Source organism: Lysobacter sp. Soil_C_59, from assembly GCF_057656415.1.
Genome location: NZ_JBDGKK010000010.1, coordinates 79,001 through 93,226, shown reverse-complemented (window position 1 = coordinate 93,226; position 14,226 = coordinate 79,001). Strand labels below are relative to the sequence as shown.

The 14,226-nt window shown below is 67.2% G+C and carries 9 protein-coding genes; 4 read left to right on the top strand and 5 right to left on the bottom strand.

The window, feature by feature from the left end; genetic code table 11:
- Positions 1–23 precede the first annotated feature (23 nt).
- Genes AC3A3Q_RS16485 through yczR form a run of 3 tightly spaced genes read right to left on the bottom strand, consistent with a single transcriptional unit; the run spans position 24 to position 3,227 of the window.
- Positions 24–647, bottom strand: coding sequence for a cysteine hydrolase family protein (locus AC3A3Q_RS16485; RefSeq protein ID WP_487587258.1), 624 nt, complete (start codon positions 645–647; stop codon positions 24–26).
- A 35-nt stretch (positions 648–682) separates the two neighbouring features.
- Positions 683–1,726 (bottom strand): oxidoreductase, encoded by a 1,044-nt coding sequence (locus AC3A3Q_RS16480; protein WP_487587257.1) that lies wholly within the window; start codon positions 1,724–1,726, stop codon positions 683–685.
- Between the two features lie 49 nt (positions 1,727–1,775).
- Positions 1,776–3,227, bottom strand: coding sequence for a MocR-like transcription factor YczR (gene yczR / locus AC3A3Q_RS16475; protein ID WP_487587256.1), 1,452 nt, complete (start codon positions 3,225–3,227; stop codon positions 1,776–1,778).
- 60 nt (positions 3,228–3,287) lie between these two features.
- Here yczR and yczE point away from each other — a divergent pair, with 60 nt between their 5' ends.
- The 3 genes from yczE (at position 3,288) to AC3A3Q_RS16460 (ending at position 6,559) form a co-directional block, all read left to right on the top strand.
- Complete coding sequence (yczE, locus tag AC3A3Q_RS16470) at positions 3,288–3,968, top strand: membrane protein YczE (RefSeq protein ID WP_487587255.1); 681 nt, start codon at positions 3,288–3,290, stop codon at positions 3,966–3,968.
- Positions 3,969–4,091: 123 nt separating this feature from the next.
- Complete coding sequence (locus tag AC3A3Q_RS16465) at positions 4,092–5,402, top strand: hypothetical protein (RefSeq protein ID WP_487587254.1); 1,311 nt, start codon at positions 4,092–4,094, stop codon at positions 5,400–5,402.
- Entirely contained in the window at positions 5,402–6,559 is a 1,158-nt protein-coding gene (locus tag AC3A3Q_RS16460) for an MFS transporter (protein ID WP_487587253.1), read from the top strand. Before AC3A3Q_RS16465 ends, AC3A3Q_RS16460 begins: the two co-directional genes overlap by 1 nt.
- Before the next feature lie 40 nt (positions 6,560–6,599).
- Here the strand turns inward: AC3A3Q_RS16460 and AC3A3Q_RS16455 are convergent, their stop codons facing one another.
- Positions 6,600–7,367: a TerC family protein gene (locus AC3A3Q_RS16455; protein ID WP_200607148.1), complete on the bottom strand. Its 768-nt coding sequence runs from the start codon at positions 7,365–7,367 to the stop codon at positions 6,600–6,602.
- Positions 7,368–7,723: 356 nt separating this feature from the next.
- Between AC3A3Q_RS16455 and AC3A3Q_RS16450 the strand changes: the two genes are divergently transcribed.
- Positions 7,724–8,218, top strand: a complete 495-nt coding sequence (locus AC3A3Q_RS16450; protein WP_487587252.1) for a BON domain-containing protein — start codon at positions 7,724–7,726, stop codon at positions 8,216–8,218.
- A gap of 39 nt (positions 8,219–8,257) precedes the next feature.
- Here the strand turns inward: AC3A3Q_RS16450 and AC3A3Q_RS16445 are convergent, their stop codons facing one another.
- Complete coding sequence (locus AC3A3Q_RS16445) at positions 8,258–14,224, bottom strand: autotransporter-associated beta strand repeat-containing protein (RefSeq protein ID WP_487587251.1); 5,967 nt, start codon at positions 14,222–14,224, stop codon at positions 8,258–8,260.
- Between the last annotated feature and the right edge of the window lie 2 nt (positions 14,225–14,226).

Below are 14,226 nucleotides of genomic sequence, written 5' to 3'. Positions count from 1 at the left end.
ATGCCGTCGTCTGTGGCTCGGTATCAACCGGGGCTTGGCAAGGCTTCGAGCAGTTGGTCGGTGGTGACGATGGCATGGGCGTAGGTCGGTGCGTTCACCGAGTGGGCGGCGTCCATGCCGGCCGCGCTGAACGCCGCGGTCGCGTCCTTCACCAGCGTCACGTGGTAGCCCAGCTCCATTCCGAACCGTGCCGTGGATTCGACGCAGGTATTGGCCACCATGCCGACCAGGATGATCTTGCGTATCCCATGCAGCTTGAGCTGGGCGTCGAGGTCGGTGTTGGCGAAACCGCTTTGGCCCCAATGCTGGTGCACGACGATGTCGCCTGGCTGGGGACCGAACTGCGGATGGAACTCGCCTCCCCAGCTGCCTTCTGCGAACAGCTGCGTCTTCCGCACACCTTCCTGGGAATGGTTGAGCTGCAACCAGCTGTCGTAGTCGCCCGGGCGCCAGCGTCGGTGGGGGACAATGAAGACCCGGATCGACGCCGAGCGGATGGCGGCAATGACGCGTGGCAGATTGTCGTAGAACCCCGACGCGATTGCGGTTTCCTTCGTCGCCTCATAGAGCTTGCCGCCTTCGCTCATGAAGTCGTTGTACGGGTCGATGACAAGCAGGCCCGTCTCGCTGGCAGCGTACGCAGTCATTGCAGACTCCTTCAGGGACATCGTGATGGGGTACGTCAACGCTCCGGCGAAACGGCACGTCCATCCGCTGCCGAGTCTATCGCCGCCTGCATGACGGCCATGACCCGGATGGCCTCATCCGGCGAGACAGGATTGGGGCCTTCACCTTCGATCGCTTGCGCGAGTTCCGCATAGAACCTGGACTGATCGCCGGACACGGCTGGCCGTATCTGGGGCGGACCGTCATCGCTTTGCCATTGCAGCGGGTCGCGATCGGCTCCCCACTGCGGGTCGCCAGGCCGCAGACCCGCCAGCAGTTGCTGCTCCTGACCGTCCGGGCGTGCCTTGATCATGGTTCCCCGTGTGCCATGCACGGTGAAGCGCGGTCCGGGGATCGCGGCAAGCATCCCCACGTGCAGGATCGCCCTGATCGGGCCGAAACCCAGCACGACGTGCGCCCAGTCGTCCGTTGTCGCACCGCTGCGTTGCATCGCGAAGTTCGCCTGCACGCTGTCGGGCGATCCGAACAGGGTCAGCGCCTGGTCCACCAGATGCGGGCCAAGATCCCACCACAACCCCGCCGCGGGCCCCGGACGCTCGCGCCACCGATCACGCACCTGCGGACGGAAGCGCTCGATGCGCGATTCGAAATGGCGCACTTCGCCGATGAGGCCTTCGCCCAGCGCCTGTCGCACCGAAAGAAAGTCACTGTCCCAGCGGCGGTTGTGGAATACCGAAAGGAGTCGTCCATGCGCCTGCGCCGTCGCGCTCAGCTCATGTGCTTCCGGCAGGCTCGGCGTCATCGGTTTGTCGACGACGACATGCTTGCCTGCACGAAGCGCGGCTTGCGCAAGCGGGAAGTGCGTGTCATTGGGTGTGGCGATCACGACCAGGTCCACGCCCGGGTCGACGATCGCCCGCATCGGATCGCCTTCAACCGCGATGCCGGGGAGATCGGCCCGGACCTGGTCGGGCCGGCTCGAGGCAATCAGCGCCAATGACAGGCCGGGCACGGCCTGGATCAGCGGCGCGTGGAAGGTTCGCGCGGCATAGCCGTAACCGATCAGGGCGACGCGCGTCGGACTCGAAGGGTTGCTCATGCCGGATGGCCTGATTGCGGATTCATGGCAAGGTCCCGCGAAGCACGTCCTACAGTATGACCAGCCGCGAGCCTTCGCGGCGACCCGAAGCCCGGGTCGGGGCCCGCGACCAGACATCGGCGATGCGCCGCACCGCCTCGACGAGTTCCTCTTCAGGTCGGACGTAAGGAATGCGCAGCCACTGGTCCGCGCCGCCTTCGACGCTGAACATCGGGCCGGGCGGGACATGCACGCCGACCGCCTCAAGGTTCGCAGCCAACTGCGTGGCGCTGCCGTGGGGCAACTGCAGCCAGAGTGTCATGCCGCCTTCGGGCAACCGGAAGCGCCAGTCCGGCAGTCGTTCGCTGATGGCGCCGGCGAGCACATCGCGACGCTGGCGCAGCTGCGCACGTCGCGTTGCGATGACGTCGTCGTCTTCGAGCAGTTCGGTGACCACCAGCTGGTCGAAAAGCGCCGTGCCCAGGTCGAACTGCAATCGTGCCTTGATGAGCCGATCCATCAGGTCATGCGGGGCGCGGATCCATCCGACGCGCAATCCGCTCCACAGCAGCTTGGACACGCTGCCGATCGTGATGGCGCCTGGCGCGTGCGCGGCGAAGGGCAGGGGCATGCGAACGTCGCCCAGTGCGATGGCCTGCAGCGATTCGTCGACGACCGCGGTCGTGCGCGTGGCATGCAGCGCGGCGGCGTATCGCGCGCGCTGGTCGTCGCGCATCAGGAAGCCGGTGGGATTCTGGAAGTCGGGGATCGTGTACGCCAGGTGCGGCCGGGTCTGCCGCAGCGTGGCCTCGATGCCCTCCAGGTCCCAGCCGTCCCCGCCCAGCGCATCGCCCATCGGTGACGCGACCAGGCGCGCGCCTCCCAGGCGCAGTGTTTCGATGACGTTCGGGTAGACCGGCGATTCGACCATCACCCGGTCGCCTGGCCGCGACAGTGCGCGCGCGACGACGGCCGTGCCAGCCAACGCGCCGGAGGTGACCATGATCTGTTCGGGCTCGGTCGGCAATCCGCGCCGCGCGTACATCTGCGCGATCAGCGCACGCAGCATCGGCAGGCCGGTGGGACGGTGGCCGTCGCTTCCCAGATGGCTGGGCAACCTTTCGAGTGCGCGTTCGTAGGCGGAGGAAATACCCGTAATCGCGGCCGTGGCGGCGCAGTTGAGATCGATGGCGCCTTCGAGCGCATGCGCGCCGGCGAGCGAACGCAGCGAGTGTTCGTGCGCGCGCCGGCGGTCGTCGGGAACGGCAGCGAACGTGCCCGCACCCTGGCGCGTGGTCGCGAAACCCGCGGCGACCAGGTCCACATAGGCGCGGGTGACGGTGTTGCGCGAGACCGCGAGGGCCTGCGACACCGCACGCTCGCTGGGCAGGCGCGTGCCCAGGGGAATGCGGCCGTCGCCGATCAGTTCCTGCAGGGTCTGGCGCAGCCCGCGATAGGCCGGCTTGCGCGGGAACTGGCCAATCAAGGTGGCCAGGTGCTCGGGGGTCAGGGACCGGTTCATGAGGCCACTATGGCGAAAGTGGCTCTACGTGGAAGTGCCAATCGTCCAGATACTGGCCCCATGAGCCCGACTACCTCCCCCCTTGGACTGGCCAATCTCGGCCCGCTCGCCCAGCTACGGGCGGGCCGCCTGCCTGAGCGTCTGGTGCGCCTGCTGGCGGGCCTGTACCTGTACGGCGTATCCAACGCGCTGTTGATGGGAAGCGGGCTCGGTGGCTCGCCGTGGGTCGTCTTCCACCAGGGCGCGGCGCGACATCTGCCGCTGTCGCTGGGCGTGATCATGATCCTCGTGGCGATAGCGGTGTTGCTGCTGTGGATCCCGCTGCGGCAGATGCCCGGGCTGGGAACCGTCGCCAACACGCTGCTGCTGGGCCCATTCACCGACGTCAACCTGTGGTTGCTGGGTACGCCCGAGTCGTTGCCGATGCGCTGGGTCTGCCTGCTCGGTGGCGTGGTGGTGTGTGCACTCGCCACGGCGCTCTACGTGGGTGCGCAACTCGGCCCCGGGCCGCGCGATGGTTTGATGACCGGGTTCGCGCGCCGCACGGGCTGGTCGATCCAGCGAGTGCGTACCGGCATCGAGATCGTGGTGCTCGCGATGGGCATGATGCTGGGCGGCACCGCTGGCCTGGGCACGGTCGTGTTCGCGTTGTGCGTGGGGCCCATCACCCAGTTATTTATGCGTTATCTCGTGCTGCGCCTGGAGACGCCGACCGCAAAGCTTTCCACCGCAGTTTCCTAGTGCGCACTCATTCCTGCAGTCCTACCCTCACGGCATGCCAACGCGGGCGGTAGTTCCATTCGACGCTGAAGGCGATACAGGTAGCAGACCCTTCGACGACTGGATGAGGTGCCGGAACGTATGGTGCGATTGGCGATGCTGTTGATGGGAGCTGATTCGATCCGCCAACGCTGGTGGTTGCTATGCCTGTATGGCCTGCTGGGGATCGCATTGGCGGTGTGGCTGGTGCTCGATGCCAGCGACGGCGTGCTGTTCTACGCGGTCAGTGCCCTCGGCCTGTTCCTGGTGCTGCAGGGCCTGGCGGCAGTGTTGCGAGCCACGGGAAAGCCACCGCGGGTCCGACAGCTGTTGTACCTGCGCGGGCTGGTCCTGTTGCTGCTCGGCGTGATGATCGCGCTGCCCCTGAAACTGGACAATGGCCTCCCCGACCGGCTGCTGTTCGCCACTGCATTCCTGGCCGACGGAGCGCTGCGCATTGCCTCGGCCTGGGTGGTGCGCTTCCATTACTGGCACATCGCAGTGGCCGCCGGTCTGGCCGAGCTGCTCGCGGCTGTCGCTGTCGGCAGCAACTGGCCACTGCACCACCACTACACCGTGCCGATGGTGTTGGGCGTGATCCTGGTGGCATCGGGCTGGAGCGCGATCCTCCTGGCGTTGCAGATCCGCAAGTTGCCGGCAGGCAGATCGATCACTTCGCTGCCCATCTTTTCTGCACGAAGCTGGTACAACGCCACCGCGGCGGAGGTGGTCATCGACAGCCGGCCGGCCGTGCACGATGCGCCCATGACGTTGTACGTGTGGACACCGGTGGGATCGGCCGACAATCCGCAGAGGCGACTATTGGTAGACCGCTACATAGCCGCTGTCGATGCGAAAGGTGTGATCTCCACCGGGCACTCGGCGCTGGAGCGGCTGCCCGGCCTGTACATCAGCCATTACCCCGCGGTGGAGATCGAGCGTTCGCCCGATGATTTCGCCGCGTTGTTGCGCGCCGGACCCGAGAACGACATCGCCGGCAGGTGGCAACCCGATCATGCGTTCGAGGTTGCCCAATGGTGCGAGGCGGACAAGCAGGTCCACTTCAAGTTCTACAACGCCGGTGCGCTGGAGCAGTTCTGGGCGAACTACCGCGTCGATGCCACTTACAACCTCACCAGTCGCAGCTGTTCGTCGGTGACTGCGTTGGCGATCGAGTCGGCGCTGGAAGGCACGGTCGCCAGTTCCCGGCCCATGCTCACCTTCCTCAGCTTGCTATGCGACGCGAATGTCTGGACCGCGGCCATGCTGCGCCGACGCGGTGCGACAATGGCCTGGACGCCGGGGCTGGTGCTGGACTACGCGCGCTTGCTGCGCGTGATCATCCACCACCGCAACCGCCATTCCAGCCAGCGCGTCAGCTACGGCATCGCCGCCGGCGACAGGGAAGCGGCCTGATGTCCGCCACGACGCGCAGCGGCGTCGTGGCCCTGCTGCCCGTGCACGCCGCCGCTGCGGTGTTCGGCCTGGCCTATGGCCTGAGCGCGCCGCTGATCTCGCTGGCTTTGCACGAGCGCGGCATCACCGAGTCGGTGATCGGTGCCAACGCGGCAATGTATGCGCTGGGCGTGCTTGCGATGGCGCCGCGGTTGCCCGGGCTCATCACCCGTTGGGGCAGTTGGCCACTGCTGGTGCTCGGCCTGCTCGTCGTCGCGCTGACGCTGCCGTTGTTCTGGCTGCTGCCGTGGATCGGCGCCTGGTTCGTGCTGAGGTTCCTGCTTGGCGTCGGCTCAGAGACAGTGTTGGTGCTCACTGAAACCTGGGTCAGCTCGTCCAGTGAAGAGGCCCGTCGTTCGACCAACATTGCCGTCTACACCGCGAGCCTGTCGGCGGGATTCGCGATCGGACCGGCGATCCTCAGCGTGCTGGGCACGCACAGCTGGGTGACGTATGCAGTGGGCGGCGTGCTGCCGCTGGTCGCCCTTGGAGTCCTCGCCGCCGGTCGCGCACGCCCGCGCGCAGTCGCCGAAAGTGGCGACTCCCGCGGCCTGCTGGCACTGGCCGCCGCAGCACCACTGGCCATGGCCGGCACCGCACTCAATGCCGCGCTGGAGGCCGCCGGCCTGTCGATGCTGCCGATCTATGCCGTGCAACAGGGCTGGTCGCCGTCCTCGGCGAGCCTGCTGATCTCGACGCTGATGGTGGGCGCGATCGTTCTGCAGTTACCGATCGGCTGGCTCGGCGACCGTTTCCCGCGGCGGCCGCTGATCCTGCTGCTGAGCGTGCTGTCGGCCGCAGGCGCCTGCCTGTGGCCAGCGGTGATGGACAACGCGCCGCTCGCCTACGGATTGCTGTTCGTCTGGGGCGGTGCTTTCGTCGGCATCTATACGCTGATCGTCACCGAGGTCGGCGCGCAGTTCCATGGCGGCGAACTGGTTGCGGTGTACGGTGCGATGTCAGTGGCCTGGGGCGCGGGCGCATTGCTGGGACCGCTGGGCGCGGGGCTGGCGCTGGAAATCTCCGCGCACGGTTTGCCGTGGTTCGCTGCGGTCTGCTGTGCGTTGTTCGCAGTGGGATTGATGATGTCGCCTGGCGCTACCAGGCCGAACGTTTGAAAGCGGCCGGCCCGCAGGCCGGCCGCTCCGGATCACGACATCACGCCGACGGCGCGTCGTCCGTGAACCGCTCGTGCAGCTTCACCGGCGCGACCTTGGATTGTTCGCGCTTGCGGATCCACAGGTTGATCATCTCCACGAACACCGAGAAGGCCATCGCCGCGTAGATGTAGCCCTTCGAGATGTGCTGGCCGAAACCATCGGCGATCAGCACCAGGCCGATCATGATCAGGAAGCTCAGCGCCAGGATCTTCACGGTCGGATGGCGCTCGACGAAATCGCCGATCGGACGGGCGAACATCAGCATGAACACGATCGAGATCAGGATCGCGGTGACCATCACCCAGCGTTCGTCGACCATGCCCACGGCGGTGATGATCGAGTCCAGCGAGAACACGATGTCGAGCACCATGATCTGGGCGATGATGCTTGCGAAGGTGGCTGTCGCCGCGCCCACGCTGACGTGCTCGCTGGCGCCTTCCAGTTTCTGGTGGATCTCATGGGTGGCCTTGCCGATCAGGAACAGGCCGCCGCCGATGAGGATGAGGTCGCGCCAGGAGAACTCGTTGCCCAGCACCGAGAACAGCGGTGCGGTCAGGCTGACGATCCAGGCGATGGCCAGCAGCAGGCCCAGTCGTGTCACCGCGGCCAGGGTGATGCCCAGCCGGCGGGCCTTGTTGCGCTGCTCCGGCGGCAGTTTGCCGGCCAGGATGGAGATGAAGATGATGTTGTCGATGCCGAGGACCAGCTCGAGCGCGGTCAGCGTGGCCAGTGCAATCCAGATTTCGGGGTTCAGTAATACGTCCATTGGGAGCTCGTCGGAAGGGCATGTGTGCCACGACGACTGCGTATCCAATGGACGCACCTTCGCCGTGGGACGGCGAAGGTCTTGCTCGCAGGCCGCCTCAGGCGACCTGCCGCTGCACCGGGGACGAATCCCGTAGTGACGGTGACAGCATTCGGGAGCTACTCCCCTTCGTGACGCGATGGTAATGCATATGCCGGCCCGCAAACCATCCCGCATGCCGTCCGGGGCCGCCAAGGCCGCCCTGTCGCGCCCGGCCGGTGCTCCGCGTTAAGCAAACAGGGGTGTTTCTTCGCGCTTCGTTTGCGGCGGGTTTGGCAGCATCACCCCTCACGTGAAACCGAGTCCGGAGACGCCCCATGCATGAATCATCCACGCCCAGCACGCTGAAGACGCTGTACGGCGTTGCGCTGGCCTTCGCCGCCGGTGCGCTGGCGATGTACCTGATGGATCCCAACACCGGCCGCCGCCGCCGCGCGCTGATCCGCGACCGCAGCGCGTCGCTGGGCAACGACGCCGGGCACTACGTGCGTGGCAAGGCCAAACGCGCGGCCCATCGCCTCAAGGGCGTGGCCGCACGCGGACGCGCCAGCCTGTCCACCGAGCCCCTCGACGACGACAGGCTGCACGATCGCATCCGCGCCCGGCTGGGGCGCTTCGTGGGCCACCCGCACGACGTGGAAGTGCACGTGCACGACGGCTGGGTGCAGCTCAAGGGCGCGGTGGCCGAAGAGGAGTTCCAGGATCTGCTGCGCGAAGTCTCGTCGATGCGCGGCGTGCGCAACCTGGAAAGCCTGCTGCGCACGACCTCGCCGCCGCCACAACCGGAAGGGCCGCGCCTGGGGCCGCATTGATGCAACGCTCGCCCGGGCGCGACGCCCGGGCGACCAGCGCTACCAGCTGAACTTGATGCCCACCTGCCCGCTGATCTGCTTGTAGTCGTTGCCGCCCCATTCGGTGCCGAATTGCGACCACGCGTTCCAGCCATCGGCGAGGATGCCCTGCAGGCCGATGTTGAACACGTAGCGGTCGTCCGGCACTGCGTCGGCCGCTGCCACCGCGTTGAACGACAACACGGTGCCGTCGCCATGCCACCAGCCGATCTCGACGAACGGCTGCAGATCCGCGCTGAACTCACGGGGCTGATACAGGCGCACGCCCAGGCGTCCCATGGTCTGGCGGTCATCGACCGTGCGCACCCTCGTGCCGTTGTCCTCGACGATGCGATCGGCGCCGTAGTCGCTGTAGACGATCTGCAGCTGCGGTTCGATCACCAGACGCGTGCCCAGCGGCAGCGCGTAACCGTACTCGAGCGACACCGCCCAGGTCTCGGAGTCGTACTTCACCTGCGGCAGGCGATCTCCGCGGATCCGGTTGTCGAACCAGCCGTACTGCGCCCATGCATCCAGGTACGATCCCAGGCGCTTGTCGTCATTGGCGAACCAGGTGGCGTACGCGCCGACCAGTGTGCCTTCGGTGTTGCCCCGGGCCCGTGCCGGATTGAAGTCGGCGCTGGCGCCTGCGTCCGAACGCGCATACCCCAGCATGCCGCCGAGGTGGAGGCGGTCGCCATCTCCGAAAACCCGCCACTGCGCCATATCGGCGCCGGCCTGGAGGAGTGTGCGACTGCCTTCGAGGTCGATGGCGTCATCGGCGGCGCCCGAGTCGATGTTGCCGGCGCGTGCGCGCAGCCAGACCGAGCCGAGGAATCCGTCCTTGTCGCTTGCCGTTTCGGCGTACTGCGCTTCGCCCATGCGCTCATGCAACGTATGCACCAGCGAAGCGGCGGCGGCCTGGCGATTGCCCAGGTAGGCGCCGACCTCCGGTCGGAAGATGGGGATCACCACGCTCGGATCCGGTGGCGGCTCGATCTCCGGCGCTACATTGCGCAGGTACCAGTCGCCGTCGGCCGGGTTGTCGACACCGCCATGGAACAGCAGGTACTCGTGCGCACCGGACACGACTCGCTGCGCCAGCGAGAAGGCACCGGCGGCAGAATGCGCGGAGTCGATCACATCGACCAGCTCAATGCCGTCGCCCGTCGTGAACGCACCCGCGCCGGCCAGCGCATGCACGACGATGCCGGTGGCGCCACCGCCCGCTTCGACGCTGCCTGTGACCAGCCGGTCGGTCTGCGCGATTGCGCCGCCCGCATCGAGCACTGTTTCTAGTTGCAGCGTGCCACCGCTGGCCACGTAGGCACCTGAGACGTTGAGCCGGTCCGCGGCGGTGCCGTTGACCAGCGTGATCGCGCCGCTGTTGGCCAATCGGCCGATGATGTTGAACTCGGCATCGGGTTCCGTCGCCAGCGCGGCCAGTGCATTGCCGACGCCCAGCGTGCCGCGGTTGTCGATGTTGCCAACCACCGTGCCGTAGCCTCCCAGCGAAGCGCCGGCGTCGACGCTGACCGCGCCGGCACCGGACAGCCTCGAGTGCAGGTGCTGGCTGTCGCCGACGACGAACGTCCCGGCGGCGACATGCGTCCCACCGCTGTAGCTGGCGTCGGTATTGACGATCAACACGCCGGCGCCGGTCTTGGTCAACGCGCCGATGCCATCGACCGGTCCGGACAGCTTGTTGCGCGTGGCCACATCGAACGTGCCGCCGTTGCCGTCGATCCGCACCGGGCGCGCGCTGTCGAACCCGGACGTCAGTTGCAGCGTGCCGCCATTGAGCGTGACTGCCGACGTCGCATTGCCGAGGTTGGGATCCGCGCCGATGCTGAGCACGCCGGCATGGATGAACGTGCCACCGCTGTAGCTGTTGGGGCCGGTCAGCGTGACCGTGCCCGGGCCGATCTGGTGGACACCGCCGGTGCCGCCGATGGCACCGGCGAGCGTCAGCTGGCCGCTGCGGTTGAACACCAGGGCCCCGTTGTTGAGCACCGCGCCGGTGATGGCGCCGCTGCCACCACCGGCGCCGAGCTGCACGATGCCGCCGGCAATGGTGGTGAGCCCGGCAAACGTGTTGTTGCCGGTCAGGGTCAGCGTGTTGCTGCCGTGCTTGGTCAGCGTGCCGCTGCCACTGATCGTGCCGGCAAAGCTGCGATTGCCGGCGTGGTCGAACACCAGCGCGCCGTTGTCGACGATGTCGCCGACCACGCTGCCGCCATTGCCACCGGTGCCGAGCTGAAGGGTTCCCGCCGATATGGTTGTACCGCCGCCATAGGTGTGGTCGGTGCCCAGCACCAGCGTGCCGCTGCCGGCCTGGGTCAGCGAGCCGCGGCCGCTGACAATGCCATCCAGCTCGTACACGTCGCTGCGATCGACGGTGAGCATGCCCTGATTGAGCACGTCGCCGAGCAGGCTGCCGGACGTACCGCCATCGCCCAGCTGCAGCGTGCCAGCGGCAATGGTCGTACCGCCGCCATGCGTTGCCGTACCGGTGAGAACGAGGATGCCGCTGCCGGCCTTGGTCAGTGCGCCGGTGCCATTGATCGCACCGGAGAACAGGTTGCGATGTGGCGCGTCGATGGTTCCGCCGATGCCTGCGAGTGCAACGCTGCGCGCGCTGTCGAAGGCTGAAGTCAGCAGGAGTGCGCCGCCATTGAAGGACAGCGGACCGGAGGCGTCGCCCAGGGCGCTGTCGGCGCCGGCCGCAAGCGCGCCCGCATCGAAGAATGTGCCGCCGCTGTAGGTATTGGCGCCACCGAGCGTGACAGTACCGGTGCCGCGCTGGCGCACGCGGCCCGCGCCGCCGATGGTCTGTCCGAACGCAACCTCGTCGCTGCGGTCGAACGCGAGTTCGCCGGCGTTGCTGACGGCACCTGCGATCGCTCCGCCGGCGCCGCCATTGCCAAGTTGCAGGACGCCTTCGGCAATGATCGTGGCGCCCAGATAACTGTTTGCCGCTGTCAGGGTCAGCGTGTTGCTGCCTTGCTTGGTGAGTGTGCCGCTGCCGCTGATGGTGCCGGTGAACGTGCGGTCGCTGCCGTGATTGAACACGAGCGCGCTGTTGTCGACAATGTCGCCAGGCACGCTGCCATGGTCGCCACCGGCGCCGAGCTGCAGCGTTCCGGCGGTGATGGTCGTCACGCCGGTGTAGGTGTGGTCGGCATCCAGCACCAGCGTTCCACTGCCGGCCTGGGTCAGCGAGCCGCTGCCGCTGACCAGGCTGGCGAGCGTGAAGGTGTCGCTGCGATTCACCACGAGCGTCGACTGGTTGACGACGTTGCCATGGACGCTGCCCGTGTTGCCGCCATTGCCCAGCTGCAGCGTGCCGGCGGCGATGGTGGTAACGCCCAGGTAGTCGTTGTCGCCGGCCAGTATCAAGGTGCCGGTACCAGTCTTGCGCAACGCGCCCGCGCCGCCGATGGTCTGGGCAAAGGTGGAACTGAAGCCCTGGGTGTCGATCGTGCCGCCCAGTTCGCCCAGGATCACCGATCGTCCCGGGTTGGGGTCGAAACCGGCGCCGAGCTGGAACACGCCGCCGCCCAATGCCAACGTGCCGCTGGTCGCGCCGAGGTTGGAATCGCTGCTGGCCTGCAGCACGCCGTTGCCCAGGAACATGCCGCCATGGCTGTTGGTGCCACTCAGCACCAGCGTGCCGGTGCCGACCTTGCTCAATACACCGGGCCCGGCGATCGCACCGGTGAGCGTCAGCGTGCTGCTGCCATCGGTGGCAATGCTGCCGCCGCCGGCGCCGAGGTTGACTGCGCGGGCGCTGCTGAAACTGCCGGTCGTGATCAGCATGCCCGAGTCGAGCGACAGCGCGCCGGTGGCGGCGCCGAGATTGCCGTCTGAGGCAATCTGGACCGCGCCATTGTCGATCGCGGTGCCGCCGGAATAGGTGCTGGCACCACCGAGCACGAGCAGGCCCGTGCCTTTCTTGACCATGCGCGCGGGCCCGCCGGCGCCGTCGACCAGCGGCGCGTTGAGCGTGGCGGTGGCGAGCGTGTCGACATTGACGATCGTTTCCGGCTCCCCCTGCAGCGCGAAGCCGCCGCCTTCGATCACGTAGCCGGTGCTGCGCAACTGCATGCCCTGCAGCGCGATGTTTTCACCCAGGGTCACCACGCCGGGCGTACCCTGGAACACCGCGAAGCCGCTCTGCCAGGGCGCGTTCACCAGGCCGTCCACGCCGGTCCAGGTGGTGGGTACGTTGCCCCAGGTGCCTGTGCCGCCATCGATGGTCGTGTTGGGCGAGGTGTTGCTGCCATCCCACAGCTGCATCGCGAAGCCGCCCGACTGTGCCAGCAGGTTCACTACGCCCGCCACCGACATGTCGATGGCGAAATCGCCCGGGACGAAACGCGCCGGCAACGATGCACCGATCACCAGTCCCTGGTCGACCAGCGTGCCGGCGTATTCGAACAGCCTGTAGATGCCCGGCGACATCCCGCCCATGTTGAACAGGTTGAGCGTGCCGTCGAGGGTGAGGTTGCCGGCCACCTGCACCAGATCGTTCTGCGCGCCGCCCACGGTGCCCGGCAGCCCCAGTTCGTAGTCGAGCTGCGAACCGGCATCCAGGAACAGCGAGCCGCCTACGTGCAGGGTGCCGGGACTGGTGCCCGGCGACAGCCGGCCGCCGCTGCCGATCGAGACGGTGGTCCCGATGCCGCCAGCGGTACCGTTGCCGCCGAGCGTGGCGCCGCTGCCCACCTGGACGTTGCCGTCGACCGAGCCGCCGACGTTGAGCCGGCCGGCGCTCACCGTCGTCAGGCCGGTGTAGGCGTTGTCGCCGGAAAGCGTCAGCGTGCCGGTGCCCTGCTTGTCGAGCGTGCCCGTGCCGCTGATCGTGCCGGCATGCGTGTGGGCGTTGCTGCCGTGGTTGAAGGTCAGCGCGGCATTGTCGACGATGCTGCCGGCGATGCTGCCGGTGGCAGTGCCACCGCCGAGTCGAAGGCTGCCAGTACTTATCGTGGTGCTGCCGGTATAGGTCTGGTCGGACGTCAGCGTCACCGTGCCGCCGCCGAGCTTGACCACGCTGCCGCCGCCATTGATCTGGCGATTGAACAGGAAGTCATCGCTGCGGTTGACCACCAGCAGGCCTTCATTGCTGATGTTGCCCAGGATGCGACCCGTCGTGCCGCCATCGCCCAGCTGCAAGGTGCCGGCACTGTTCACGGTGGGGCCGTTGTAGAGGTTGTCGCGGCTGAGCACGAGCGTGCCGGCACCGACCTTGGTCAGCCCGCCGGCGCCGGTGATGGGCGCGCGCAGTTCCGCCAACACGCCGTTGCTGTCGAAGGTGGCATTTGCCAGCAGTTCCACCGCGTGGTCGATGAAGAAGGGCTGCTGCCAGCGCAGCGTGCCGCCATCGAACAACAGCGGGTTGCTCGACGCACCGAAATTGCTGTTCTGTGTGGCGGCCAGGACCCCCTGTTTCACCCGGGTCGTGCCGGTGAACGTGTTGGCACCGCCGAGCAGCAAATCGCCACTGCCGCGTTTGATCAGCGTGCCCGCGCCGCTGATCACACCGTTGAGCGCCAGCGAGCCACTGCGATTGGCGGTCAAGGTGCCATTGTTGACGATGTCGCCGACGATGCTGCCGGTGGCGCCGCCGTCACCCACGTAGAGCACGCGAGCGGTGTTGATCGTGGTGCCACCCGTGTAGAGATTGCTGCCGGTGAGCGTCAGGTCGCCGCTGCCGACGTGTGACAGCGAGCCGACACCGCTGATGTTTCCAGCGAACGTGACCGCATCGCTGCGATTGAACACCAGCGAGCCGTTGTCGACGATGTTGCCGATCACGCTGCCGTTGGCGGTGTTGTTGCCCAGCTGGAGGGAGCCGGCGCTGATCGTGGTGCCATTGGTGAAGGAGCTGTCGGCGGTCAGGATGAGGGTGCCTATGCCGGACTTGACCATCGCACCGGCCTGCGCCGGGAAACCGGCGACGCTGTCGGCCGGCGCGTCGCTGATCACGC

Coding starts and splice junctions, on each gene's coding strand:
- AC3A3Q_RS16485 (WP_487587258.1), bottom strand. CDS start 647: ATGACTGCGTACGCTGCCAGCGAGACGGGCCTGCTTGTCATCGACCCG.
- AC3A3Q_RS16480 (WP_487587257.1), bottom strand. CDS start 1,726: ATGAGCAACCCTTCGAGTCCGACGCGCGTCGCCCTGATCGGTTACGGC.
- yczR (WP_487587256.1), bottom strand. CDS start 3,227: ATGAACCGGTCCCTGACCCCCGAGCACCTGGCCACCTTGATTGGCCAG.
- yczE (WP_487587255.1), top strand. CDS start 3,288: ATGAGCCCGACTACCTCCCCCCTTGGACTGGCCAATCTCGGCCCGCTC.
- AC3A3Q_RS16460 (WP_487587253.1), top strand. CDS start 5,402: ATGTCCGCCACGACGCGCAGCGGCGTCGTGGCCCTGCTGCCCGTGCAC.
- AC3A3Q_RS16455 (WP_200607148.1), bottom strand. CDS start 7,367: ATGGACGTATTACTGAACCCCGAAATCTGGATTGCACTGGCCACGCTG.
- AC3A3Q_RS16450 (WP_487587252.1), top strand. CDS start 7,724: ATGCATGAATCATCCACGCCCAGCACGCTGAAGACGCTGTACGGCGTT.